The organism is Phocaeicola coprocola, from assembly GCF_041333015.1.
GTDB lineage: Bacteria > Bacteroidota > Bacteroidia > Bacteroidales > Bacteroidaceae > Phocaeicola > Phocaeicola coprocola.
The window spans coordinates 138810-163320 of the sequence record NZ_JBGKGM010000001.1 but is presented as its reverse complement, the minus strand read 5'-3'; the positions used below and the strand labels follow the sequence as shown (position 1 = coordinate 163320).

General features: G+C 41.3%; 22 protein-coding genes. 13 read left to right on the top strand and 9 right to left on the bottom strand.

What is annotated here, in order from left to right:
• The first annotated feature begins 3 nt into the window (after nucleotides 1–3).
• The 8 genes from ACDG22_RS00575 to ACDG22_RS00540 all read left to right on the top strand — a co-directional run bounded on the left by ACDG22_RS00575 (nucleotide 4) and on the right by ACDG22_RS00540 (nucleotide 11483).
• The gene (locus ACDG22_RS00575; RefSeq protein ID WP_270230058.1) at nucleotides 4–1509 is read left to right on the top strand and encodes a glycoside hydrolase family 32 protein; all 1506 of its coding nucleotides are present in this window, start codon (nucleotides 4–6) and stop codon (nucleotides 1507–1509) included.
• Between the two features lie 247 nt (nucleotides 1510–1756).
• Nucleotides 1757–3505 carry a DUF4980 domain-containing protein gene (locus tag ACDG22_RS00570; RefSeq protein WP_270212169.1) on the top strand — a complete coding sequence of 583 codons (1749 nt, stop codon included), beginning with the start codon at nucleotides 1757–1759 and terminating at the stop codon, nucleotides 3503–3505.
• 6 nt (nucleotides 3506–3511) lie between these two features.
• Nucleotides 3512–4672 carry an MFS transporter gene (locus ACDG22_RS00565; RefSeq protein WP_022126201.1) on the top strand — a complete coding sequence of 387 codons (1161 nt, stop codon included), beginning with the start codon at nucleotides 3512–3514 and terminating at the stop codon, nucleotides 4670–4672.
• 29 nt (nucleotides 4673–4701) lie between these two features.
• Nucleotides 4702–5592 (top strand): carbohydrate kinase family protein, encoded by an 891-nt coding sequence (locus tag ACDG22_RS00560; protein WP_007571622.1) that lies wholly within the window; start codon nucleotides 4702–4704, stop codon nucleotides 5590–5592.
• A 95-nt stretch (nucleotides 5593–5687) separates the two neighbouring features.
• Nucleotides 5688–8426, top strand: coding sequence for a hybrid sensor histidine kinase/response regulator transcription factor (locus tag ACDG22_RS00555; protein ID WP_022126202.1), 2739 nt, complete (start codon nucleotides 5688–5690; stop codon nucleotides 8424–8426).
• A 253-nt stretch (nucleotides 8427–8679) separates the two neighbouring features.
• On the top strand, nucleotides 8680–9408 hold the full coding sequence (gene ric / locus ACDG22_RS00550; RefSeq protein ID WP_022126203.1) for an iron-sulfur cluster repair di-iron protein: 729 nt from the start codon (nucleotides 8680–8682) through the stop codon (nucleotides 9406–9408).
• Nucleotides 9409–9614: 206 nt separating this feature from the next.
• Complete coding sequence (locus ACDG22_RS00545; RefSeq protein WP_022126204.1) at nucleotides 9615–10256, top strand: DUF3256 family protein; 642 nt, start codon at nucleotides 9615–9617, stop codon at nucleotides 10254–10256.
• Nucleotides 10257–10574: 318 nt separating this feature from the next.
• A complete protein-coding gene (locus tag ACDG22_RS00540) occupies nucleotides 10575–11483 on the top strand; it encodes a peptidoglycan DD-metalloendopeptidase family protein (protein WP_007571615.1) in 909 nt (302 codons plus the stop codon).
• A 98-nt stretch (nucleotides 11484–11581) separates the two neighbouring features.
• Here ACDG22_RS00540 and ACDG22_RS00535 read toward each other — a convergent pair whose 3' ends face one another.
• The 6 genes from ACDG22_RS00535 to argR all read right to left on the bottom strand — a co-directional run bounded on the left by ACDG22_RS00535 (nucleotide 11582) and on the right by argR (nucleotide 16268).
• Nucleotides 11582–12706, bottom strand: coding sequence for an aspartate aminotransferase family protein (locus ACDG22_RS00535; RefSeq protein ID WP_022126205.1), 1125 nt, complete (start codon nucleotides 12704–12706; stop codon nucleotides 11582–11584).
• Between the two features lie 26 nt (nucleotides 12707–12732).
• Entirely contained in the window at nucleotides 12733–13701 is a 969-nt protein-coding gene (gene argC, locus ACDG22_RS00530; RefSeq protein WP_007571612.1) for an N-acetyl-gamma-glutamyl-phosphate reductase, read from the bottom strand.
• A complete protein-coding gene (locus ACDG22_RS00525; protein WP_007571610.1) occupies nucleotides 13694–13906 on the bottom strand; it encodes a PspC domain-containing protein in 213 nt (70 codons plus the stop codon). Before ACDG22_RS00525 ends, argC begins: the two co-directional genes overlap by 8 nt.
• Before the next feature lie 2 nt (nucleotides 13907–13908).
• Entirely contained in the window at nucleotides 13909–15117 is a 1209-nt protein-coding gene (locus tag ACDG22_RS00520; protein WP_007571609.1) for an argininosuccinate synthase, read from the bottom strand.
• Nucleotides 15118–15199: 82 nt separating this feature from the next.
• Complete coding sequence (locus ACDG22_RS00515; RefSeq protein WP_007571606.1) at nucleotides 15200–15766, bottom strand: GNAT family N-acetyltransferase; 567 nt, start codon at nucleotides 15764–15766, stop codon at nucleotides 15200–15202.
• A gap of 16 nt (nucleotides 15767–15782) precedes the next feature.
• Nucleotides 15783–16268, bottom strand: a complete 486-nt coding sequence (gene argR / locus ACDG22_RS00510; RefSeq protein ID WP_007571602.1) for an arginine repressor — start codon at nucleotides 16266–16268, stop codon at nucleotides 15783–15785.
• Between the two features lie 189 nt (nucleotides 16269–16457).
• Here argR and ACDG22_RS00505 point away from each other — a divergent pair, with 189 nt between their 5' ends.
• Nucleotides 16458–17183: a class I SAM-dependent methyltransferase gene (locus ACDG22_RS00505; RefSeq protein WP_177593952.1), complete on the top strand. Its 726-nt coding sequence runs from the start codon at nucleotides 16458–16460 to the stop codon at nucleotides 17181–17183.
• A gap of 56 nt (nucleotides 17184–17239) precedes the next feature.
• Here the strand turns inward: ACDG22_RS00505 and ACDG22_RS00500 are convergent, their stop codons facing one another.
• Nucleotides 17240–18022, bottom strand: a complete 783-nt coding sequence (locus ACDG22_RS00500; protein ID WP_022126208.1) for a Cof-type HAD-IIB family hydrolase — start codon at nucleotides 18020–18022, stop codon at nucleotides 17240–17242.
• Between the two features lie 165 nt (nucleotides 18023–18187).
• On the opposite strand from ACDG22_RS00500, the gene proB reads away from it, so the two are divergent.
• The 3 genes from proB to ACDG22_RS00485 are packed head-to-tail and all read left to right on the top strand — an operon-like array spanning nucleotide 18188 to nucleotide 21552.
• Entirely contained in the window at nucleotides 18188–19270 is a 1083-nt protein-coding gene (proB, locus tag ACDG22_RS00495; RefSeq protein WP_370858747.1) for a glutamate 5-kinase, read from the top strand.
• Between the two features lie 32 nt (nucleotides 19271–19302).
• The gene (locus ACDG22_RS00490; RefSeq protein ID WP_022126210.1) at nucleotides 19303–19860 is read left to right on the top strand and encodes a helix-turn-helix domain-containing protein; all 558 of its coding nucleotides are present in this window, start codon (nucleotides 19303–19305) and stop codon (nucleotides 19858–19860) included.
• Nucleotides 19861–19896: 36 nt separating this feature from the next.
• Nucleotides 19897–21552, top strand: coding sequence for an AMP-binding protein (locus tag ACDG22_RS00485; protein WP_204462188.1), 1656 nt, complete (start codon nucleotides 19897–19899; stop codon nucleotides 21550–21552).
• Between the two features lie 349 nt (nucleotides 21553–21901).
• Here the strand turns inward: ACDG22_RS00485 and ACDG22_RS00480 are convergent, their stop codons facing one another.
• Nucleotides 21902–22153 (bottom strand): type B 50S ribosomal protein L31, encoded by a 252-nt coding sequence (locus ACDG22_RS00480; protein ID WP_007571099.1) that lies wholly within the window; start codon nucleotides 22151–22153, stop codon nucleotides 21902–21904.
• A 445-nt stretch (nucleotides 22154–22598) separates the two neighbouring features.
• On the opposite strand from ACDG22_RS00480, the gene ACDG22_RS00475 reads away from it, so the two are divergent.
• Nucleotides 22599–23606, top strand: coding sequence for a class II fructose-bisphosphate aldolase (locus tag ACDG22_RS00475; protein ID WP_007571096.1), 1008 nt, complete (start codon nucleotides 22599–22601; stop codon nucleotides 23604–23606).
• Nucleotides 23607–23842: 236 nt separating this feature from the next.
• On the opposite strand, the gene ACDG22_RS00470 is transcribed toward ACDG22_RS00475, so the two are convergent.
• The gene (locus tag ACDG22_RS00470) at nucleotides 23843–24397 is read right to left on the bottom strand and encodes a DUF3332 domain-containing protein (RefSeq protein ID WP_007571094.1); all 555 of its coding nucleotides are present in this window, start codon (nucleotides 24395–24397) and stop codon (nucleotides 23843–23845) included.
• Nucleotides 24398–24511: the final 114 nt, after the last annotated feature.

The window sequence follows — 24511 nt, the reverse complement described above, 5'->3', positions numbered from 1 at the left end:
CGTATGAAGATAAATATAATAGATTGGATTAAGGTTGGATTTGTGCTTGGCTTATTTCAAGGGTATAGCATAATGGGCAATGCGCAGAACACTGAACTGTATAAAGAAAAATATCGGCCACAATACCATTTCAGTCCAAGAAAAGGTTGGATTAGTGACCCTAGTGGATTTATCTATTATCAGAATAAGTACCATATGTATTGGTGGGGAAAGGCAGAATCGGAAGATTTAGTTCATTATAAACAGGTTATCCCCAATAATGATTCAGTGTTTTCTTGTATGAGAGGGGCCCCTGAGAATATCGCTTATTTTACCGGTTCCATACTTATTGATAAGAATAATACCGCAGGATTTGGTAAGAATGCTTATGTAGCAGCTTATACGGCATTCGAAAAAGATACAAAGAAACAGGCTCAGGGAATTTCTTATAGTGGCGATGGCTTGACATTTGACTATTATCAGGGAAATCCAGTACTAGATATTGAGAGTACTGAGTTTCGCGATCCTACTGTCTTCTATTATGAGCCTACTAAGAAATGGATAATGGTAGTGGCTAAAGCGCTTGAAAAGAAAGTAAAGTTCTATTCTTCTTCCGATTTGAAGAAATGGGAATGGATGAGCGATTTTGGTCCTGCTGGTAATGAGGAAAGAGCTTGGGAATGTCCGGATTTGTTTCAGTTGTCGGTAGATGATAATCCTTTAAATAAAAAATGGGTATTAGTAGTTTCCATAAACTGGAATAAAGAACAGTATTTTATAGGTAATTTTGATGGAAAGGAGTTTAAACTTATCGAAAACCATCCTAAAGAAGCATTGTATGTAGACAAAGGTCTGGACTATTATGCCTCACGCACCTTTAGAGATTACGATAACACACTAAAAACAGTCAGTACAATGGGATGGGTTTCTACATGGGATTATGCTCCTCATGTGCCCAGTACTTATGGTAAGGGATTCTGGTCGTTACCGAGAGATTTAGCTTTGAAAACTTTCCCCGAAGGATTGAGAATGATACAGACTCCAGTAAAGCAACTGGAGCAATTGAGGTATGATGAAATATCTTTTCAGCATACATTGGAAATGGGCGTACATCGGTTACCTCAATTCTCACCAGAGGAGAATTGTTATGAAATGGATGTTTGCTTTGATGTAAGTAGTAAAAATGTGTTTGGATTTAATCTTTGTGTAGGTGAAGGACGGAAAGTGGTGATTAGTTATGATACAGAATCCAATTCTTTGCTGATAGATCGTATGAATTGCACAGATGCATCTATTCCTGGATTTGGCCGTGTGGCATTTGCTAAGGTTACCCCTGAGAATAATCAATTAAAAATGCACATTTTTGTTGATAAATCAAGTATCGAACTATTTGTGAATGAAGGAAAGGATGTTTTTACATTGCTAACTTATCCTTCTGAAGGTCAAACTGGGATTGAAGTGTTTGCTTTACAGAAGGGGACTTCCATGAAATTTAAAGGTTGGAAATTAAAACCTTCTTCACCTTATTGATATTAGCTTTTCTCTGTTGTATGAGATATGTGGGAGTGAATAGAAAGGAATCATGCTTTCGTTTCATTACCTTGCAAAAATGTTACGTGTAACATTTTTGCAAGGTAATGAAACGAATTTGAATGCACCATAAGTATTAAACCTCTATTTTTGCAAAGAAATCATTTTAAATTTAATATAAATGAAAAACATTAATACAATTATGAGGTCGATAGGCCTATCTCTTGTATTGGGATCTTTTCCTTTAATGGATGTGATGGGAGAATCTGTTACTATATCCCATCTGGTAAACGAACAGAATATCGTTTTGATTAAAGATTCTGAAAGCAAATACTTACTTCTTCCCGTTCAAGAAAATGCTCCGGAAGGTAAGGTTAACATTGTTGTTAATAATGAATTGCAGTTGGGACAAAACATAAATGTTCGTCTGGCTCGTGAAAAAGTTGATTATTATGTGCCATTAGATTTATCTGCTTACCAGGGAAAAACAATCTCAATTGATGTTACGGGTATGCCTTCTTCATCATTGTGCTGGAAGGAGATAAAGCTTTCCGATACGTTCGATTCTTCAAATCGTGAAACTTACCGTCCTGTTTATCATCATACTCCAATGTATGGATGGATGAACGATCCGAATGGAATGTTTTATAAAGATGGAGTGTATCATTTGTATTTCCAATATAATCCTTATGGTTCGATGTGGGGAAATATGACTTGGGGACATTCTACAAGTACAGATTTGACTCATTGGACGTATGAAGGCACAGCTATTGTTCCTGACGCATGGGGAGCTATTTTCAGTGGTTCTTGTGTTGTCGATAAAGATAATACTGCTGGTTTTGGAAAAGGAGCTGTTGTCGCTTTTTATACATCTGCAAAATCTACTCCGTGGGGAGATATCCAGTCACAAAGTATGGCGTATAGTTTAGATAACGGTAAGACTTTTATTAAATATGAACATAATCCGATACTGACTTCGACTGAGCGTGATTTCCGTGATCCGAAGGTTTTCTGGTATGCTCCGGGAAAACATTGGGTGATGATGTTGGCTGTAGGACAGGAAATGCAGATATATTCATCTGGCAATTTGAAAGTATGGAAGAAGGAAAGTAGTTTTGGGGCAATGCAAGGCGCGCATGGTGGTGTATGGGAATGTCCAGATCTGGTAGAACTTCCGATTGAAGGAACAAAAGAGAAAAAATGGGTATTGATTTGTAATCTGAATCCTGGAGGACCTTTTGGAGGCAGTGCTGCTCAGTATTTTGTTGGTTCGTTCGATGGTAAGAAATTTGTGAATGAATCACCAACTCAGACCAAATGGCTTGATTGGGGAAAAGATAATTATGCAACTGTTACGTGGAGTAATGCTCCTGCTGGTCGTTGTATAGCATTGGGTTGGATGAGTAACTGGCAGTATGCAAATAATGTTCCTACTACACAATATCGTAGTGCGAATACAATTGCGCGTGACCTGACACTTTATAGAGTAGGAAATGAACTGTATCTGAAAAGTAAACCTTCACCTGAAATAGAGAAAGCAAGAGTCGAAAAGGTGGATAAGTCTTCTTTCAAGGTTGCCGGAAAATACGAAATTGAAAGCTTGCTGAGAGATAATGACGGTGCTTATGAAATTGAGATGACGATTGAGAATGCCGGGGCTTCGAAAATGGCTTTCTGCTTGATGAATGCAAAGGGAGAAAAGGTTTCTATGTATTATGATGTGTTGCGTAAGCAGTTTGCTATGGACCGTAGTCAGAGTGGAGCTGTAGATTTTAGTCGCGATTTTCCGGCTCTAACAGTAGCACCTGTTGATAATGCGGAAAAAATTCATTTACGTCTGTTTGTTGACCGCTGTAGTGTTGAGGCTTTTGGTGAAAACGGAAGGTATGCCATGACGAATCTGGTTTTTCCATCTGATACATATAATAAGATGACCTTTGAGTCGGATAAGAAGAGTTTTATAGTAAAATCATTAAAAATTTATAGATTAAAATAAGTAGCTATGACTAGTCATCAACTGAAGTACGCGAAATTAGTTCCCATTATGCTCTGCTTCTTTGCCATGGGCTTTGTTGATTTGGTGGGAATTGCATCAAACTATGTAAAGGCTGATTTGAATCTGACAGATTCGGAGGCTAATATCTTTCCTTCACTGGTATTTTTCTGGTTTCTGATATTTTCTGTACCTACGGGTATTCTGATGAATAAAATCGGACGAAAGAAAACGGTAATGCTTAGTCTGGTGGTGACTTTTGTGTCGCTTCTGATACCTGTTTTTGGAGATAACTACGGTGTTATGCTCTGTTCTTTCTCACTGTTGGGTATAGGAAATGCCTTGATGCAGACTTCGCTCAATCCGCTGTTGAGCAATATTATTTCGGGCGATAAACTTGCCAGCTCACTTACATTCGGGCAGTTTGTCAAAGCAATTGCTTCTTTCCTTGCTCCTTATATTGCGATGTGGGGAGCTACTCAGGCAATGCCGACATTCGGATTAGGATGGCGTGTGCTGTTCCCTGTATACATGGTAATAGCTGTAATAGCTGTTCTTTGGTTGGGAGCAACTCCTATTGAAGAAGAAAAACCGGATAAGGCTTCAGGTTTTGTAAGTTGTCTGAAACTTTTGGGAAGTCCGTTTATTTTGCTTTGCTTCCTGGGTATCATGTGCCATGTAGGTATCGATGTAGGAACCAATACTACTGCTCCTAAAATTTTGATGGAACGTCTGGGCATGACACTCGATGAGGCAGGTTTTGCTACCAGTCTGTATTTTATATTCCGTACGCTGGGATGTTTCTCAGGAGCTATCATCTTGCAGAAGGTTTCTGCACGCTCGTTCTTCGTTGTTAGTGTAATCTGTATGCTGCTTGCGATGGCAGGATTATTTGTATCGGATGCCGAAGCTGTTATTTACACAGCCATAGCACTGATCGGATTTGGTAACTCTAATATTTTCTCTATTATCTTCTCACAGGCGTTGCTTGCTGTACCCGAAAAGAAAAATGAAATTTCCGGATTGATGATCATGGGATTGTTCGGAGGGACAGTATTCCCGCTGTTTATGGGATTTGCCAGTGATGCTATGGGACAGGATGGAGCTGTAGCCGTAATGACGGTCGGTGTTATTTATTTGCTGTTCTACACCTTGAAAATTAAAAAGTAATGTCTAACTTTGATAACAGAAACTAGAATATGGAAAATACAATTGTAGTAGGAATGGGAGAAGCACTGTGGGATGTGCTTCCAGAAGGAAAGAAAATAGGTGGTGCTCCTGCAAACTTTGCTTATCATGTATCACAGTTCGGATTGAACAGCCGTGTTGTAAGTGCAGTAGGCGATGACAAACTCGGCATGGAGATTTTAGATAATTTCCGTGAAAAGAAATTGAATGCTATGGTAGAGATAGTGCCTTATCCTACCGGTACAGTACAGGTAGAGCTGGATGCAGAAGGAGTTCCTTGTTATGATATAAAGGAAGGGGTAGCCTGGGATAACATTCCTTATACACCGGCCTTGGAAGATCTGGCAAAACATACTAAGGCTGTTTGCTTTGGTTCATTGGCTCAGCGTAGCGTTGTATCACGTGATACGATCAATCGCTTTATTGATGCTATGCCTGCCGAAGATACACTGAAGATCTTTGATATTAATCTTCGTCAGGGATTTTATACCAAAGAGATTCTTTGTAATTCATTTAGCAAATGTAATATCTTGAAGATAAACGATGAAGAACTGGTTACTGTAAGCCGTATGTTCGGTTATCCGGGTATTGACCTTCAGGATAAATGCTGGATCTTACTTGCCAAGTATAACTTGAAGATGCTTATTCTTACTTGTGGAGTAAACGGAAGTTATGTCTTCACTCCGGGTAATGTTTCTTTTGTTGAAACACCTAGAGTTGAAGTGGCCGATACAGTTGGAGCAGGCGATTCGTTTACGGCAGCATTCGTTTCTTCTATATTGAGTGGCTTGTCTATCGGCGAAGCTCATAAGCTGGCTGTAGAAACATCTGCTTATGTTTGTACTCAGAACGGAGCAATGCCTGTATTGCCGCAATCGTTGAAAGATCGCGTCATAAAATAATTTTTTGTATCTTTACCTGTCCTTCACATGTGCAGTACTGTTTGATGGTTGAACTGTACATGTGAAGGAATCTTATCATAATACCTTTGAATGCTATGAAACATGTTTTGTTTGTTCTTGTTGCGTTGTTCTGTTTGCTGATGGCAGGGTGTGCTCCCCGTGAGGTACGCTATGTCGTTGGTGTATCTCAGTGTAGTGACGATGAATGGCGTGAACAGATGAACAAAGAGATTCGTCGTGAAGCTTTGTTCTATCCGGGTGTTAAGATTGATATCCGTACAGCGAAAGATAATAATGCTCAGCAAATAGCCGATATAGAAAGTCTTATTGGTGAAGGAGTTGATCTGTTGATTGTTTCTCCCAATGAAGCTGATGCCATTACACCGGTTATAGAGAAAGCTTATAACAAAGGTATTCCTGTTGTTTTGGTCGACAGAAAAATACGTTCAGACAAATATACCGCATATGTAGGAGCCGACAATTATGAAATCGGGCGTCAGGTAGGGAGCTATATTGCTGAACGCTTGCAGGGGAAAGGAAATCTGGTAGAAGTTGCTGGTCTGAAAGCTTCTACTTCTGCACTCGAACGCCATCGAGGTCTGATGGATGCATTACGGGAAACTCCTGACATAAAACTCATTGCTTCGGCTGATGCCGCATGGCTCAGAGTACCGGCCGAGAAAGCTTTTGGTGACATTCTTTCAAAATTCCCGGATATTGACATGGTTTTTGCTCATAATGACCGAATGGCAGCCGGAGCATACGATGCGGCCGTCAAACAACATCGTGAGCATGATATGCTGTTTGTAGGGATCGATGCGTTGGCCGGTGAAGGTTATGGTGTAGAACAGGTAGCAAACAGGCAGTTGGATGCGACTTTTATTTATCCTACCGGAGGTGATAAGGTGATGGAAGTTGCCATGAATATTTTGCAAGGCCGGGATTACACGCGTGAAACAGTGCTGTCGACAGCACTTGTCAATAAGGCGAATGCACGCATTATGCAAATGCAGACTGCACATATCGGTCAGCTCGATAATAAAATAGAAGTTCTCGATAAGCAGCTTGATACGTATCTGATGCGTTACTCTTCGCAAAGGATGTTATTGTATGCCTGTATTGTAATTTTGGTTCTGGTTGCAATGTTGCTTTTCTTCGTTGTACGTGCTTTCTGGACAAAGAACAGACTGAATGCGGAATTGTCTGACCAGAAGAAACGCTTGGAGGAACAGCGTGACCAGTTGATAAGTCTTTCCAAACAGCTGGAAGAGGCTACGCATGCCAAGCTGGCTTTCTTTACAAATGTTTCTCATGATTTCCGTACACCGCTGACTTTGATTGCAGCTCCGGTCAATCAGCTGGCAGAAAGTAATAAGTTAGGAGAAAATGAACGTTTCCTGTTGAATATCATACAGAAAAATGTGACGGTGTTGCTCCGGTTGATTAATCAGATTCTTGATTTCCGTAAGTTCGAAAATGGTAAATTGAGTATGACGCTGTCACGTTTCGATATCTCGGAAAATATCAAAGACTGGACTGACGCTTTCCGTACACTTTCTTATCGCAAGCACATTCATTTTACTGTATCGGTAGAACCTTCGGAAGAAGGTTACGTAATGATTGCCGATGCCGAAAAGATGGAACGCATAACTTATAATTTGCTTTCGAATGCGTTTAAGTTCACTCCTGAAAATGGTACTATCGAAATAAAGCTTTCTCAGTTTACCAAAGAAGGTGAACGCTGGTTGCGCTATCAAGTTTCAGATACTGGTATCGGAATGCCGGCAGAACATGTCAAGCATATTTTCGAAAGTTTTTATCAGATAGATGTACATCATGCAGGTTCGGGTATCGGACTGGCATTGGTAAAGGCGTTTGTAGAGATGCATGGAGGTACAATCGCTGTAGACAGCGGTGAGGGCAGGGGAACGGTGTTTACCCTCGAAATGCCTGTCCAGCAGAACGGAGTGCCGGAAGAAAATGTAGAGAAAAATATTGTACTTACGAACTTAAAAGAAGGGGCAGTACTTTCTGCCGATCAGGAAACAATCCAGACTGCTCCCGAAGTAGTTGAACGGGATGACAAAGAAACTGTATTGATTATTGACGATAATCAGGACGTACGCGACTATGTAAAGTCACTTCTGCATGATAAGTATACAGTAATAGAAGCCTCCAACGGACAGAAAGGTTTGCAGCAGGCAATGAAATATGTGCCCGATGCCGTGATTTGTGATGTGATGATGCCGGTGATGGACGGTATGGAATGCTGCCGCCGGTTGAAATCGGAAGTACAGACGTCACATATTCCGGTGATGATGCTTACTGCCTATACCATGGATGAACAGAAAGTGAAGGGGTATGAATGTGGAGCCGACTCGTATATTCTGAAGCCGTTCAGTGCACGTTTGTTGCAGGTACGTTTGCGTAACTTGATAGACAACCGTCTCCGGTTGCAAAGTTTCTTTGCCGATAAGACTTCCTTGCGCAAGGAGCCGATAGCGGATTTGGATAAAGGATTTGTCGAGAAACTTCGAGCGCTTATAGATGAACAGTTGGGCAATTCCGAACTGAGCGTGGAAGACTTAGGTGACAAGATTGGCATGAGCCGCGTGCAGCTATACCGGAAATCGAAAGCTCTTACTGGATATTCTCCCAATGAACTGTTGCGTATAGCACGTTTGAAAAAAGCTGCTTCACTGCTTGCATCTACCGAAAAGACCATTGCAGAGATTACTTATGAAGTGGGATTCAGTTCACCGTCTTATTTTACGAAATGTTATAAAGATTATTTTGGTGAAAGTCCTACTGATTTCCTGAAGCGGAAGGGATAAATTTTTTTTGCTGATAAATGAAAGAAAACATCAGCATGTTTTAGAGTAAATATGCTGATGTTTTTTTTAAATTTGTACGAAAATAAAAGCCATTTCTAGTTGCTTGTTATATAGATACTTATCTGGTGCGAAATATATCGCTCTTCTAAAATGATATTTAACTTTCATTATGGGTCATTGTCACCTATGTGACAGATTTTGTCCGGATACCGGGATATCTTTGCAGTCGTAATCAAATAGAACTAGTGGAAATATGAAAACAGCAGACTGGAAAGATACAAGTGTTGGCAAGATTGTAGCCGAAAATTTTGCTGCGGCTAAAGTATTCAAAAAATATGGGATTGATTTTTGTTGTCATGGAGAAACTCAGCTGCATGAAGCTTGTGCAGCTTTGAAGCTGGATGTGGAAGAAGTTATACAGGCATTGCAGCATCAGGACTCGGACGGAAAGGGAGCTATTCCCTTTGCATCGTGGCCGCTCGATTTGCTGATGGATTATATTTTGAAAATACATCATCGCGGTATTCGTTCGCGGGGACCGGAACTGATGGAATTGCTGGAGAAGGTAGAACGGGTACATGGAGAAGCTCATCCCGAGCTGCGTGAACTGAAAACATTGGTCAGTGAATCGCTCCAGGATTTGGAGATGCACTTGCAAAAAGAGGAAAACGTATTGTTCCCTTATTTGTATGAATTGTATGCAGCACAGCAGCAAGGGCAACGCATGGAACCGATGCATTGCGGGACCATTGCCAATCCGATTCGGGTAATGAAAATGGAGCATGAAGGGGAAGGAAACCGTTACTTGCATATTATTGAACTGACCCGTCATTTCTCGGTTCCTCAGGATGGATGTGCCAGCTACCGGTTGCTGATGCAGGAACTGGAAGCTTTCGTCGATGCCCTGTTTGAACATATTCACTTGGAGAATAATTTGCTTTTCCCCCGTTTTGAGGAGATTGAACGTAAGATTGTATTCTAATTAGCTTACAGAACAGCTTATGCTGTTGTAGATGTTGATAATTTGGGAGCCACCTTGTACAGGGTGGCTTTTGTTTATAGATATGTTTTTATACTGCATTAAAAAGCGGGCTGTTTTTTTCAATATATTCTATTTAAGTGCTACTTTTGCAGGCAATGAGTGCTTTTTTAGCATCGCTGAATGATATAATAAAAACAGAATATTTCATGAGAAAAATATTGATTATAGCCGGAATACTGTTGTGCTGTCTGAATATGCAGGCACAGGATATGAAATCGTTGTTTGTTGCTTTGCCCGATTCTCTTTCGCCGTTGCTGACAGAGGTCAACAGAGCCGATTTCGGCGATTTCCTTGCCAGCAATATGAAGGCTCAGGTGAAAAACCGTTTTGGAAACACGTCGGAAATGTTGAAGCTGACAGATGATTATCTGTTGCTGAAAGTAAGCGCAGTCAGTACGGCAGAAATGAAGTTGCTTCCTCTTAACGATTCTGTAAAAGTGATTTGTGTCGTACAGACTTATCAGGGACCGGTGAGTGACAGTCGTGTTTCGTTTTATGATACCTCATGGAAATCTCTTCCGGCAGAGAATTTTCTTACCCTGCCTGCCGAGGATGCTTTCTATAAAACCCCTGTGACGGAAACACAAACTGATTCGTTGAAAAACCTGCGTACACGTGCTGATATGTTTTTGTTGAAAGCTGTATTGTCGGAAAAAGATACTTCACTTTCGTTCGTTTATACTACTCCCGATTATCTGGATAAAGAAACCTTGAAGGAAATAAAACCTTATCTTGTTGCTGTACCGCTGAAGTATGTCTGGCAGAATGGGCGTTTCGTACGTCTTTAATGTTTGTTGGGGCATCACATCTTCCTGGTTGTTTGATTTACAGACTGATGTAAACTGTTTGTAATAGCTGTATGTTATGAAACATATTATCGGCTAAGGTTAATGATTTTGGTATGAAAATACATAAAAAATCGTTAACTGGGCTCTGTCTTTTGCCGGAAAAATGCTATATTTGAAACGATTTTTTGGAATCTTAGTGTCTGAAAAAGACTTTTTTAATTAGAATTGTTTAGAACCGGCAGTTATACCAACGCAAGAAGCAGATAGAGAGTTCGGAGATCCACTTGCAGGTATAGGCTGAAAAATAGTATAGCGATAATGATTTTAAAATGTATTAGAACAGTTGCAATAGCAGCCTTGGCGTTTGTCAGTGTAAATGTATCAGGACAAGATTTGTTGGCTCGCCAGGCTCCTATCGACAGAAAACTTAAAGCAGTAGATTCTTTGGCATTGATTCGCCAGATTAAAGCAGAACAAGCAGTTTATCCTGCTTACAGTCTTTATCCCAATTGGAATAACCAGCGTGTTCACGCTTATGGCAATACCGTACAGATTCCTGATAGCTTCCGTATCGACCTGACGGGTTTCTGCATGCCTACCACTCATACAAAAATTACTTCAAAATGCGGCCCGCGCTGGCGTCGTATGCACAACGGACTTGATATCAAGGTATATATCGGTGATACTATTCGTGCGGCTTTCGACGGAAAAGTACGTATGGTAAAATATGAGCGCCGTGGCTATGGTAAGTATGTAGTAATACGTCATGATAATGGTCTGGAAACTATTTACGGACACCTTTCAAAGCAGATTGTAAAAGAAGATGAATATGTAAAGGCTGGTGATCCTATCGGATTGGGTGGTAATACCGGACGTTCTACTGGTTCACACTTGCATTTCGAAACTCGTTTCCTGGGTGAGGTTATCAATCCGGAATTTATGTTCGATTTCCCGAAACAGGATATTGTAGCCGACAGTTATTTGTTCATTCGCGGAGCGAATCGTTACGAATATCAGCGTACACGTGCTTTAGCTGCTGTAAAGAGCGGCAAATCGGGTGCTGAAGAAGCAGAGAAATCAGCAATCCGTTATCATAAGATCCGCCAGGGTGATACATTAGGACGTATCTCACGCTTGTATCATGTTTCTATCGATCGCCTGTGCCAGATAAATGGTATTAAACGTACTACTACTTTACGTATCGGTCAGGTACTGAGATGTTCTTAATCAGAGGCTTGAAAATAAAATATTCTAATAAAAGAAATAGCCGGAATTCTCATTGAGAGTTCCGGCTATTTTCTTTGTATGTTTTAGCTTGTGGATTGCTATTTTAGAACTGCATGCAAGCGGCTCAGGAATTCATCAGCTTCTGCCATGCTCAGACAGAGAGGAGGAAGCAGACGTATAACATTGGTTCCGCTTACACCGGTAAAGACTTTCTGTTCGAACAAGAGCTGTTGGCGGATTTCTTTTATCGGTTCGATGAATTCCATTCCAATCATCAGACCGCGTCCGCGTACTTCTTTGATTTGAGGGAATTTCTTCAATTCTTCAATCAGGTGTGTTCCTACCAGAGCGGCATTTTCTACCAGATTTTCTTCCTTCATTACATCGAGTACGGCTATAGCGGCTGCACAGGCAAGATGATTTCCTCCGAATGTAGTACCCAACTGTCCGTATACTGGAGTGAATTTAGGACTGATGAGTACACCTCCCATCGGGAAGCCGTTTCCGATACCTTTGGCAACTGTGATAATATCAGGACGTATACCTGTGTACTGATGGGCGAAGAATTTACCGCTTCGTCCGTATCCAGACTGGATTTCGTCGAGTATCAGTACTGTATTGTGCTCATCGCATGCCTGACGTAATGCCTGCATGAATTCGCTTGTAGGCAACTGGATACCGCCTACTCCCTGAATACCTTCTATAATGACTGCACACACATCGCCTTTAGCGAGTTCTGCTTTCATGGCTTCTGTGTCATTCAGCGGCAGATAAGTCACATGTCCGTTATCGTTTATAGGAGCGATGATTTTAGGATTGTTTGTTACTTCTACTGCCAGTGAAGTACGTCCATGGAAAGCCTTTGCAAATGATATAACACGAGTGCGTCCGTTATAAAACGAAGCGAGTTTTAAGGCATTCTCATTTGCTTCAGCTCCGGAGTTGATCAGGAAAAGTTGGTAATCGTCGTATCCGCACATGGCTCCGAGGCGATCGGCTACTTCCTGTTGCAACTTATTGATGACTGAGTTTGAGTAGAATCCCAGTTTGGCTACCTGTTTGCTGATTGTTTCCACATAGTGAGGGTGTGCATGTCCGATAGAAATAACGGCATGTCCTCCGTAAAGGTCAAGGTATTCCTGACCTTTGTCATCCCATACGTGACAACCTTTTCCTTGTACGATATTTACATCGAACAAAGGATATACATCGAATAGTTTCATATCTTGATATAATATTTAAATCTGACTTAGAATGCGCTGGGCTTCAACATTAAGCCGACAGTTTCTTCTAAGTTGAACATCAAGTTCATGTTATGTACAGCCTGTCCACTTGCTCCTTTCAACAGATTGTCAATGCAGGAAACGATGAGCAGTTTGTCACCGTGTTTTTCCAGGTGGATAAGGCATTTGTTGGTGTTGACTACTTGCTTCAGGTCGATATTTTTTTCTACGATGTGTGTGAACGAGTCTTCTGCATAGTAGTCCTTATACATTTTTACGATTTCGTCCAGCTCTACTTTGGTTTTGACAACGATTGTTGCAAAAATACCTCTGGCAAAATCTCCTCGGTAAGGTATAAAATCTATCTCCGAATTGAAACTGTTTTGCAGTTGTTTGATAGATTGCTTGATTTCGGGCACGTGCTGATGAGTAAACGGTTTGTAGATACTCATGTTATTGTTACGCCAGCTGAAGTGTGTAGTTGCTCCGGGTTTTACTCCAGCTCCTGTGCTGCCGGTTATAGCATTTACCATAACATCATCGTTCAGCATCAGGTGTTTGGCCAGCGGAAGCAGACCAAGCTGAATACATGTAGCAAAGCATCCCGGGTTGGCTACGTGTTTACTCTGGCAGATGGTACGGCGATTCAGTTCCGGAAGTCCGTAAACGAAATCATGGCTTTCATCCTTAATGCGGTAGTCCATCGAAAGGTCAATGATTTTCACATCTTCAGGGATGTCGTGGCTTTCTATGAACTTTTTGGTATCACCGTGTGCTGTACAGAAGAATATTACGTCTACAGTATCAAGAGGCAATTCGTCTGTAAAGACCAGATCGGTTTCACCGTACAATCCTTCGTGTACGTCAGTGATTTTGTTGCCTGCATTGCTGGAGCTGTTTATGAACTTTATTTCTACATCGGGGTGGTTGATAAGCAGGCGAATCAGTTCGCCTGCCGTATATCCAGCCCCTCCTATAATTCCTGCTTTAATCATGAAAATAATGGTTTGGTTCTTGTGGAATGATAATCCACATTAATAGATAAATAGGTATACCTGCAAATGCGGTAAAAAAAGTCAGTATCACGTATACGATGCGGATAATAGATACGTCAAGACCAAAGAAGTTTGCCAGTCCTGCACATACTCCGCTTATCATTCTTCCGGTACGTGGACGTCTGAGTTTCTGGTTGCCAGACATAATCAGATATTCTCCTCGTCTTTGTGGTTAGCATAATAAGCGCGAAGTGGAGTAGAAAGCACTTTGATGAAGCCTTTGGCATCTTCTGCTGTCCATCCTTTCTGCATTTCACCGTATTCACCGAACTTGTTCTTTACTAAGTCGTCTTTTGAGTCAACTCCTACAGTAGAGAAGCAGTACGGACGAAGTTCAAGAATTGCGGTTCCGTTTACATTTCGCTGTGATTCCTGAAGCATGGCTTCGATGTCACGCATTACAGGTTCCAGATACTGGCTTTCGTGAAGGAACATGCCATACCAGTTGGCTACCTGATCCTTCCAGTACTGCTGCCATTTGCTTAATGTATATTTTTCGAGGAATTTGTGTGCACCGATAATCAGCATAGGGGCAGCTGCTTCGAAGCCTACACGTCCCTTGATACCGATGATTGTATCACCTACGTGCATGTCACGTCCGATACCGTAAGCTGCTCCGATTTCTTCTACTTTCTGAATAGCTTTAATCTTGTCGTCGAACACTTCACCGTTTACGGCATACAGTTCTCCTTTTTTGAATTCCAGTTTCAGCTGTTCGCTTCCAGTCTTGGTTACTTGTTTCAGATAAGCGCTTTCGGGTAATCCCTGAGCAGAGTCCAGAATTTCGCCTCCACAGATTGATGTTCCCCATATACCTACATTATATGAATATTTCAGTTTGGTAAAGTCTGCTTCAAAGCCATGTTCTTTCAGGTAGTTGATTTCGTAATCACGGCTCAGTGCCATATCGCGGGTAAGTGTAATGATTTCTACTCCCGGAGCCATAACCAGGAAAGTCATATCGAAACGAACCTGGTCGTTTCCTGCACCTGTAGAACCGTGAGCTATTGCATGTGCGCCGATTTCGTTGGCGTAACGAGCAATGGCAAGTGCCTGGAAGATACGTTCAGAACTTACAGAAATAGGATAAGTACCGTTACGCAATACGTTACCGAATATCATATACTTCAAGCTCTTAGCATAGTATTCCTGAGTAACGTCGAGTGTAACATATTTAACAGCTCCCAGTTTGTAAGCGTTTTCTTCGTTCTGTTTTAGTTGTTCAGGGCTGAAGCCACCTGTGTTGGCACATGCAGCATATACTTCATAACCTTTTTCTTTAGCCAGATACATGACTGTAAACGAAGTATCCAATCCGCCACTGAAGGCAACTACTACTTTTTTCTTTTCTTCCATAAGGCATTTATTTTATGAAAAACGATGGCTGAAAAATGAAGCCTCTTTTTCTGTATTAATATTCTTTATTTAATGTGTATGTTTAAAAGTTGGTTACTTTGTCGTCTGTGTGCAAAGCCGGATCGTAAAGCATGGCAGTACAGATACAGAATTTACGCTTTTTAGCGACAAGAATTTCGTGGTTGATGCAGCCTTCACATCCTTTCCAGAACGACTCATCGTCGGTAAGCTCATTGAAAGTAACAGGAACATATCCCAGTTCTGTATTCATTTTCATGACAGCTGCTCCGGATGTCAGACTGAAAATTTTAGCTTTCGGCCATCGCAGACGTGCCAGAGTAAATGATGCATGTTTGATACGTTTGGCAAGTCCGCATCCACGATATTTGGGATGTACGATAAGTCCCGACGTAGCTACATATTGTTTGTTTCCCCACGATTCAATGTAAGTAAATCCTGCAAAGTCGTTGCCGCACAAAGCGATGATAGCTTTTCCTTCCTTCATTTTTGTAGCTACATATTCGTGCGTACGTTCTGCGATACCTGTTCCGCGCACTTTGGCTGCTTCACGAATTGTATCTAGTATTGTGTCAACGTATACCTCATGTGAGGCGTCGGCTACCATAACATCTATTTGTTTAGTATCCATTTTGTTTTTTGTTTCTTTATTTTATAAGGTTTATATTCGGTATTACATGTGCCAGTGCTTGTTTTACGCTGGTGCGGGTACAGCCTTCGCGGACAATAAGCATAATGGTATCGTCACCTGCAATTGTTCCTATGATTTCGTGAAAATGATTGTTGTCGATATCGTAAGCAAGGCTGCTGGCATATCCCGGGCGTGTTTTGATGACCGCAATATTGTCAGAGAACTCAATAGATACGAATCCGGGCTGGCGGAGCATCTCGGAAGCGGAATGTGGTTCAGTCATACGCTTGTACATGGTATTGTTGGGCAATACATATACATAATTTCCATTCATGCTGGCTGCTTTGGCTACTTTCAGTTGCTTCAAGTCGCGTGAAAGAGTTGCTTGCGTCAGTTGGAAACCTTCCTTTGCCAGCTCTTGGAGAAGCTCTTCCTGGCTTCCTATCTCTTTGCTTGAGATAATCATTTTAATGGAATCAAGTCGGCTGTTCTTACTTTTCATTGTGTATAATTATTCTTTAATTGGGTGCAAATATACAGATTATATTGAAATAATATACAGTTTTTGTGGATTATTTTGTTTTATTCTTAAATTATGTAAACAGAATGAATAAATAGTCATCTTTGCATGATATGATACTCTTTTTGTATCTTTGTAGGGATATATATAAAAAATGAATGATCTGAAATTATGGACTTGAATTTATTATCCGAAGGAAAAGATCCGATGGGAGCTGCCATCTACGATTATCTCAAGTATGGCAAGGCGGGACGTCTGAGAGTGTTTTCTTCTCAGTTTGATGAAGATGAAATTCCCGTAGCCGGTTTGTTTCGTACATACGAATCGATGCCGGAACTGGAACAGATTGCCTTGCAGCAGGCAACGGGTAAAATTCTGGATGTAGGAGCCGGAAGCGGCTGCCATTCGCTGGCTCTTAAGGAAATGGGTAAGGAGAGTCTTGCCATTGATATATCTCCTCTATCGGTGAAGGCCATGCAGGAACGCGGGTTGAATGCTCTTCATGTCAATCTGTTTGATAAACATTTTACCGGACAGTTTGATACGATTCTGATGCTCATGAACGGTTCCGGAATTATTGGAAAGTTAAAGAATATTCCTGCTTTCTGTGCAAGAATGAAGCAGTTACTGGCTCCTGGTGGATGTATCTTGCTAGATTCCAGTGATTTGAAATATCTGTATGAAGACGAAGACGGCAGTTATGTGCTCGATCTTGCAGCCGATTATTATGGTGAGATAGATTTTCAAATGCAGTATAAACAAGTGAAAGGCGATTCGTTCGACTGGCTGTATGTGGATTTCGATACCCTTTCTGCTTATGTCTCACAATATGGCTTCCATGCTCAGATTATAAAGGAAGGCAGTCATTACGACTATCTGGCGAAACTTTGGTTGTAAGGATCCACTTTGAAAAAACAGCGGCATGTGTTTTATGTTCTCATGCCGCTGTTTTTTTATAATACTCCGAAATGTTTCAGTGCATTCATAATGCCGTCTTCATCAACTGAAGTCGTTACATAGTCTGCGGCGGCTTTTACCTCATCAGAAGCATTGCCCATTGCTACGCCAATACCGGCATGTCCGAGCATCGGAATATCATTTCCTCCATCTCCAAAAGCCATTGTATCTTTCAGGTCGATACCATAATATTCCAGCACGTGATCTATCCCCTTACTCTTACTGTTGCCACGTGCTATGATGTCGGCAAAAAGCGGATACCAGCGCATTGGCTCGCAATGAGTCAGGACATTGCGGAATACTTCCAGATCCTGATCTTCCTTGAAATACCCCATGATTTGTAAGATTTCCTTATTACGTGCCTCTTCTATCGGGCGTATGGGAGGAAGACTGATTTCAATTAGCTTGGCTACATCTTTTACAGCTTCATTGACATTCGTAATAAACCATTCATCATCGTGTACAAAGACGAACGGAGTTTCCGGATGTTGTTGGTGATAATTGATGAGGCGTTCGATATCTTCTTCGGGTACTCTTCCTTTATAAATATCCTGATGATCGGAAGTAAAACAATGCGCTCCGTTCAGAGTAATGAATCCGTCGAAGGGCAAATGACCTACCGCATCCATCATCAGAACTTTAGGACGTCCTGTGGCTATGAATACTTTGATGCCTTTTTCCCGCAATTGTTTTAATGCGTTTTGGGTGGACTCTGGGATGGAATGAGTATTGAACGATACTAATGTTCCGTCTATGTCGAAGAAGATAGCTTTGACCATATTAAATAATGTGTTAATTTTTTGTCACGCAAAGGTACTGATTTTCTCTTTATTTTGGCTTGATATGTGTCAATAAGTAACAAATTTATATTTTATTCAGGCTATTCGCTTGCATTACGAAGTAAAAAGTTATATTTGCCGGACGAAAAGAAACGGAAGTTTATTATGGCATTTCAGTTTACAAAGATAGCAGTAAAAGTGGGAAGCAATGTGCTTACCCGCCGCGACGGAACACTGGATGTAACTCGTGTGTCGGCGCTGGTGGACCAGATAGCTGAGCTCCGTAAAGCGGGAGTAGAGGTAGTGCTTATCTCTTCAGGTGCAGTCGCTTCGGGAAGAAGTGAGATTAAAGTATCACGAAAACTCGACAGTGTGCAGCAGCGTCAGCTGTATTCTGCTGTGGGGCAAGCCAAATTAATTAATCGCTACTATGAATTGTTCCGTGAGCACGGCATTGCCGTTGGACAGGTGTTGACCACAAAAGAGAGCTTCTCTACTCGTCGCCACTATTTGAATCAGCGGAATTGTATGCGTGTGATGTTGGAAAGTGGAGTGATACCTATTGTAAACGAAAATGATACCATCTCTGTAACCGAACTGATGTTTACGGATAATGATGAGCTTTCGGGCATGATTGCTTCTATGCTGGATGTCCAGGCGCTGATAATTCTGAGTAATATCGACGGTATCTACAATGGCTCGCCCTCGCAGCCGGGTACTTCGGTGATACGTGAAGTGGAGCAAGGGAAAGATTTGTCCGACTACATTCAGACAGAAAAGTCGGGCTTTGGCCGAGGAGGCATGCTTACCAAAACAACTATTGCCCGCAAGGTAGCCGATGAAGGGATTACTGTCATTATCGCCAACGGAAAGAAAGACAACATTCTGCTGGATTTGCTGCAGCATCCAGACGAAACCGTGTGTACTCGTTTTGTGCCTTCTTCTGAAGCTGTTTCGAGCGTAAAGAAATGGATCGCTCATAGTGAAGGATTTGCCAAAGGCGAACTGCATCTGAACGAACAGGCTGTTAAGGCTGTGAAGGGAAAGAAGGCTGTAAGTATACTTCCGGTTGGAGTCGTTTCTATTGAAGGAGAGTTTGAAAAGGATGATATTGTAAAGATAATGGATGCGCGCGGACGTCAGATAGGAGTAGGACGTATCGGGGTGGATTCTGCCGAAGCACGCGAAATGCTAGGCATGCACGGACAGCGATCGCTGGTGCATTACGATTATTTATATTTGGATTAAAACAGCAATCAATTTAAAAAAGCATATAAGATATGGATGAACAAATTAAGCAGATAGCCGAACGCTTGAAAGGTTTGCGCGACGCTTTGGATTTGAGTGTAGAGGAAGTTGCAGCCGACTGTAACTTTACGGTAGAGGAGTACCAGGCTATTGAGTCGGGTGAGTGCGACTTCTCTGTAAGTGTTTTGCAGCGGATAGCACGAAAATACGGTATTACACTAGACGAACTGATGTTTGGTGAAGAACCTAAGATGAAATCTTATTTTCTTACCCGTCGTGGAACAGGTGTATCCGTAGAACGTACTAAGGCATATAAATATCAGTCGCTTGCTTCTGGTTTTAAGGGACGTAAGGCTGATCCGTTTATTGTAACGGTAGAACCGAAGCCGGAAAATACACCGGTATATTTCAATACCCACGAAGGACAGGAGTTCAACCTGGTGATAGAGGGACGTATGCTGTTGAATATCAATGGTAAGGAGTTGATATTGAATCCGGGAGACAGTCTGTATTTTGATTCAAGCAAGCCTCACGGAATGTTGGCTCTGGATGGAAAAACTGTAAAATTCCTGGCTGTAGTAATGCAATAACAATACAAACAACTAGTAAAAACAAGCAAAAGATATATGTTAGAACGATTTATAGATCAAACTAGCTTTACCTCACAAGAGGATTTTATAAAGCACTTCAAAATAAAAGTGCCCGAAAACTTTAACTTCGGTTATGATGTAGTAGATGCATGGGCTGCCGAGCGTCCGGATAAAAACGCTCTTCTCTGGACAAACGATAAAGGAGAACATATTCAGTTTACTTATGCCGATTTGAAAAAATATACCGATATGACGGCTTCTTACTTCCAGAGTCTGGGTATCGGACATGGCGACAAGGTGATGTTGATTCTGAAACGCCGTTATGAATTCTGGTTCTCTATCATTGCCCTTCACAAGATAGGGGCAGTAGTGATTCCGGCTACCCACCTGCTGACTAAGAAAGATATCGTTTACCGCTGCAAGGCCGCTACTATCAAAATGATTGTTGCTGCGGGAGAAGAAGTCATTACCAAACATATTCTGGATGCAATGCCTGAATGTCCAAGCGTAGAGAAGCTCGTCAGTGTAGGTCCTGAATATCCGGAAGGATTTGAAGACTTCCATAAAGGAATGGAAAGTGCAGCTCCTTTTGTACGTCCTGAACATGCAAATACCAACGATGATATTATGCTGATGTATTTTACTTCAGGAACTACCGGAGAACCTAAGATGGTGGCACACGATTTTACTTATCCGTTGGGACACATTGCTACCGGAAGTTTCTGGCATAATCTTCATGAAAACAGTCTGCATCTTACTATTGCCGACACCGGATGGGGAAAAGCTGTATGGGGTAAGCTGTATGGACAGATGATTGCCGGAGCAAATATCTTTGTGTACGACCATGAGAAATTTACTCCTGCCGATATCTTGCAGAAGATACACGATTATCATATTACTTCATTGTGCGCACCTCCTACTATCTACCGCTTCCTGATTCGTGAGGATCTGAGCAAATTCGATTTGTCTTCACTGGAATATTGTACTACGGCGGGAGAAGCATTGAACTACTCTGTTTACGAAACTTTCAAGAAGATTACAGGTATTCGTCTGATGGAAGGTTTCGGACAGACAGAAACAGCTCTTACACTTGCTACTTTCCCATGGATGGATCCGAAACCAGGCAGTATGGGTGTTCCTAATCCGCAGTACGATATCGACCTGCTTACACCCGACGGACGTTCGGCCGAAGATGGTGAACAGGGACAAATCGTTGTACGTACCGATAAGGGAAAACCGCTGGGATTGTTTAAAGAGTATTATCGTGATGCAGAACTGACTCGCGAAGCATGGCACGACGGAGTTTATTATACCGGTGACGTCGCATGGCGTGACGAAGATGGTTATTACTGGTTCGTAGGCCGTGCGGATGATGTAATCAAGAGTTCCGGTTATCGTATCGGCCCGTTCGAAGTAGAAAGTGCCTTGATGACCCATCCGGCAGTAGTAGAGTGTGCCATAACAGGTGTACCCGATGAAATTCGCGGTCAGGTAGTAAAAGCTACGATTGTATTGGCAAAGGATTACAAGCAGAAAGCCGGTCCGGAGCTGATAAAGGAATTGCAGGATCATGTAAAACGTGTGACAGCTCCTTACAAATATCCACGTGTTATCGAGTTTGTAGATGAACTTCCGAAGACAATCAGCGGTAAGATTCGTCGTGTAGAAATACGTGCAAAGGATACTAAGTAATATTTGCTGTAAATCTTATATTTTCATGTTCGGGTATTGTTGAGGCCGTTCGTTCGGATGGTTTCGGCAATACCTGATTTGTTTTTCAGGGGTATGGATAGAGAGGATAATCTCTAAGAATTTAGTGGCTTTCTTTAAGGCTTGCTGGTAAAGCTGGGAGGTATTGAAAAAACGTCAGCAAGTTTTGTGGAATATTTGTACGAATTTTACAGAAAACTTCAGCATGTTTTTCTCAAAATATGCTGAAGTTTTTGATATGATATGCTGATAAGTTGTGTGACGGTAAAAATAAAATCGGGCGTTCCTCACGTGAAAGAAACGCCCGATTTTATATTTCTGCAAGTAATGATTACTTCTTGATGCGGTTGTAGCGGCTCATGAACTTATCAACACGTCCTGCAGTGTCTACCAATTTAGACTTACCTGTGTAGAACGGGTGAGAGCTGCTAGAGATTTCCAACTTAACACAAGGATAAGTTTCGCCTTCGAATTCTACTGTGTCTTTTGTTGCACAAGTTGAACGTGACAAGAACATGTCACCGTTTGACATGTCTTTAAATACTACCGGACGGTAGTTTTCAGGATGAATGCCTTTTTTCATTTCAGTATATACTTTTATTGTTATTATTTGCTATATGTGGTAACACTGCAAAATATATAGTGTGTAATGGTCTGTTTCGGGTTGCAAAGATACTGCTTTTCTTTGAAATAGAAAATGATTTGCATAATTTTTTATTTAACTTGCTGTAGTTTTGAAAGATGACCACTGACTGCATTGTACTGTTATTATATAATATAAGGTGTAAGAAGCTGGCGGATGGCCGAAAAAACGGATGTTGATTTTCCGGAAGAGAAAGCAGAATGAGTCTGTAAAATTTGTAATATACACTTTACATCCAATGCTTTTTGAGTGAAATGGCCGATGATTTAGGTCAAAATGTTCATGAGTGGAGCACTTTTTTCATGCAATGAAAGGAAGATTTGTTACAATTCTTTGTAACTTTGCCTATGGAATTTAATCACTAACAATTATAAAATTTACAACAATGGTTAATTACAAAGAATTAGGCTTGGTAAACACTAGAGATATGTTTGCCAGAGCAATCAAAGGTGGATACGCTATCCCTGCATTCAACTTCAATAATATGGAACAGTTGCAGGCTATCATCAAAGCAGCTGTTGAAACAAAATCTCCGGTTATTCTTCAGGTATCTAAAGGTGCTCGTAACTATGCAAACCAGACTTTGTTGCGTTACATGGCAGAAGGTGCTGTAGCTTACGCTAAAGAATTAGGCTGCGAACATCCTGAAATCGTTCTTCACCTTGACCACGGAGATTCATTCGAATTGTGCAAATCTTGCATCGACTTAGGTTTCTCTTCAGTTATGATCGACGGTTCTCACTTGCCATACGAAGAAAACGTAGCTTTGACTAAGAAAGTTGTTGAATACGCTCATCAGTTCGATGTAACAGTAGAAGGCGAACTTGGTGTATTGGCTGGTGTAGAAGATGAAGTTTGCGCTGAACACCACACTTATACTAACCCTGAAGAAGTTATCGACTTCGCTACTCGTACAGGTTGCGATTCTTTGGCTATCTCAATCGGTACTTCTCACGGTGCTTACAAGTTCAAACCAGAACAGTGCCACGTTGATCCAGCTACAGGTCGTTTGGTTCCTCCTCCTTTGGCATTCGAAGTATTGGATGCAGTTATGGAAAAACTTCCTGGATTCCCTATCGTTCTTCACGGATCTTCTTCAGTTCCTCAGGAAGAAGTTGATACTATCAACAAGTTCGGTGGTAAATTGGATGCTGCAATCGGTATTCCTGAAGAAGAATTGCGTAAAGCTGCTAAATCAGCTGTTTGCAAGATCAACATCGACTCTGACTCTCGTTTGGCAATGACTGCTGCTATCCGTCAGGTATTTGCTGAAAAACCAGCAGAATTCGACCCACGTAAATATCTTGGTCCTGCTCGTGATAACATGGAAAAGATGTACAAGCATAAAATCTTGAACGTATTGGGTTCAGACGGTAAATTGGCTCAGTGCTAATGACAAGCAGATAATAAAGACTTTATACACCTAAATTATAATAACGAAGCAGCTTCTCCGTGGTGGAGAGGCTGCTTTTATTTTTTTGTATGAGATATTGATAGGTCTGGACAGGGTATGTTTTGGCTGGTTGGCTTCATATCTGTTGCCTGAAGTCTGTTGGGCATAAAAAATAACGCAGAACTTATCTTTATGACAGTTCTGCGTTTTTGTTATGATTTTGTTTCTTTTGGAAGTTATCTTGCTGCAAAGAATAATGAATTGTTTTGAGCTGCTCTCGCAACTGACATACCCATCATGTCAGGAGTAACGGTCATCGGAGTGCCGTCTTTCTGCTTAAATGTAATAGTGCCGTCTTCATTCATGGTTATCAGTTCGAATGTCTGTCCGTCGGCAACGGCGTTCCATGTACGTTTTTCTTTGTTGTAAACCAAATCTAAAGGTTTGTCTTCTTCACCTTTCTTGATGATGGTATAGCCATCGGCATTTGTACGTACCAGGTATTCTCCGTTTTCTCCTTGTACTGTCTTTTCAGTGCCTACCTGTGCTATAGGGTTAGAACCTGACCAGAATTCAATAGAGTTCAAAACCAGTACATCGGCAAAATAAGCAACTTCGTACACCGGAACGATGTGGAAAGCCAAAAATACGATTTCGTTTACAAATTTATTGCCAAGTCCTTGATTCCAATCTTTCAATTTGCTCCACAGTCCGAAAGAACCGATGCAGGAAGAAAATAATAGGCTTCCGCTCATTATGGCGCAGAGAACCGTAAGTTTTGTTTTTTTCATGGTTGATTTTATTAGTTGGTAAATTAAAATTGTAATGAACCTTGCACGCGTTTTACTTATATAATGTGTGTTACGTTCTGTTACAAAGTTAGAATATATTTTGAAAAATGAAAT

Bases quoted from the DNA above. Each gene is read 5' to 3' on its own strand.
- ACDG22_RS00525 (WP_007571610.1), bottom strand. From the start codon at position 13,906: ATGTCTGGCAACCAGAAACTCAGACGTCCACGTACCGGAAGAATGATA.
- ACDG22_RS00540 (WP_007571615.1), top strand. From the start codon at position 10,575: ATGATTTTAAAATGTATTAGAACAGTTGCAATAGCAGCCTTGGCGTTT.
- ACDG22_RS00565 (WP_022126201.1), top strand. From the start codon at position 3,512: ATGACTAGTCATCAACTGAAGTACGCGAAATTAGTTCCCATTATGCTC.
- ACDG22_RS00535 (WP_022126205.1), bottom strand. From the start codon at position 12,706: ATGAAACTATTCGATGTATATCCTTTGTTCGATGTAAATATCGTACAA.
- ACDG22_RS00545 (WP_022126204.1), top strand. From the start codon at position 9,615: ATGAGAAAAATATTGATTATAGCCGGAATACTGTTGTGCTGTCTGAAT.
- ACDG22_RS00480 (WP_007571099.1), bottom strand. From the start codon at position 22,153: ATGAAAAAAGGCATTCATCCTGAAAACTACCGTCCGGTAGTATTTAAA.
- ACDG22_RS00520 (WP_007571609.1), bottom strand. From the start codon at position 15,117: ATGGAAGAAAAGAAAAAAGTAGTAGTTGCCTTCAGTGGCGGATTGGAT.
- ric (WP_022126203.1), top strand. From the start codon at position 8,680: ATGAAAACAGCAGACTGGAAAGATACAAGTGTTGGCAAGATTGTAGCC.
- proB (WP_370858747.1), top strand. From the start codon at position 18,188: ATGGCATTTCAGTTTACAAAGATAGCAGTAAAAGTGGGAAGCAATGTG.
- ACDG22_RS00570 (WP_270212169.1), top strand. From the start codon at position 1,757: ATGGATGTGATGGGAGAATCTGTTACTATATCCCATCTGGTAAACGAA.
- argC (WP_007571612.1), bottom strand. From the start codon at position 13,701: ATGATTAAAGCAGGAATTATAGGAGGGGCTGGATATACGGCAGGCGAA.
- ACDG22_RS00575 (WP_270230058.1), top strand. From the start codon at position 4: ATGAAGATAAATATAATAGATTGGATTAAGGTTGGATTTGTGCTTGGC.
- ACDG22_RS00485 (WP_204462188.1), top strand. From the start codon at position 19,897: ATGTTAGAACGATTTATAGATCAAACTAGCTTTACCTCACAAGAGGAT.
- argR (WP_007571602.1), bottom strand. From the start codon at position 16,268: ATGAAAAGTAAGAACAGCCGACTTGATTCCATTAAAATGATTATCTCA.
- ACDG22_RS00500 (WP_022126208.1), bottom strand. From the start codon at position 18,022: ATGGTCAAAGCTATCTTCTTCGACATAGACGGAACATTAGTATCGTTC.
- ACDG22_RS00490 (WP_022126210.1), top strand. From the start codon at position 19,303: ATGGATGAACAAATTAAGCAGATAGCCGAACGCTTGAAAGGTTTGCGC.
- ACDG22_RS00555 (WP_022126202.1), top strand. From the start codon at position 5,688: ATGAAACATGTTTTGTTTGTTCTTGTTGCGTTGTTCTGTTTGCTGATG.
- ACDG22_RS00470 (WP_007571094.1), bottom strand. From the start codon at position 24,397: ATGAAAAAAACAAAACTTACGGTTCTCTGCGCCATAATGAGCGGAAGC.
- ACDG22_RS00515 (WP_007571606.1), bottom strand. From the start codon at position 15,766: ATGGATACTAAACAAATAGATGTTATGGTAGCCGACGCCTCACATGAG.
- ACDG22_RS00475 (WP_007571096.1), top strand. From the start codon at position 22,599: ATGGTTAATTACAAAGAATTAGGCTTGGTAAACACTAGAGATATGTTT.
- ACDG22_RS00505 (WP_177593952.1), top strand. From the start codon at position 16,458: ATGGACTTGAATTTATTATCCGAAGGAAAAGATCCGATGGGAGCTGCC.
- ACDG22_RS00560 (WP_007571622.1), top strand. From the start codon at position 4,702: ATGGAAAATACAATTGTAGTAGGAATGGGAGAAGCACTGTGGGATGTG.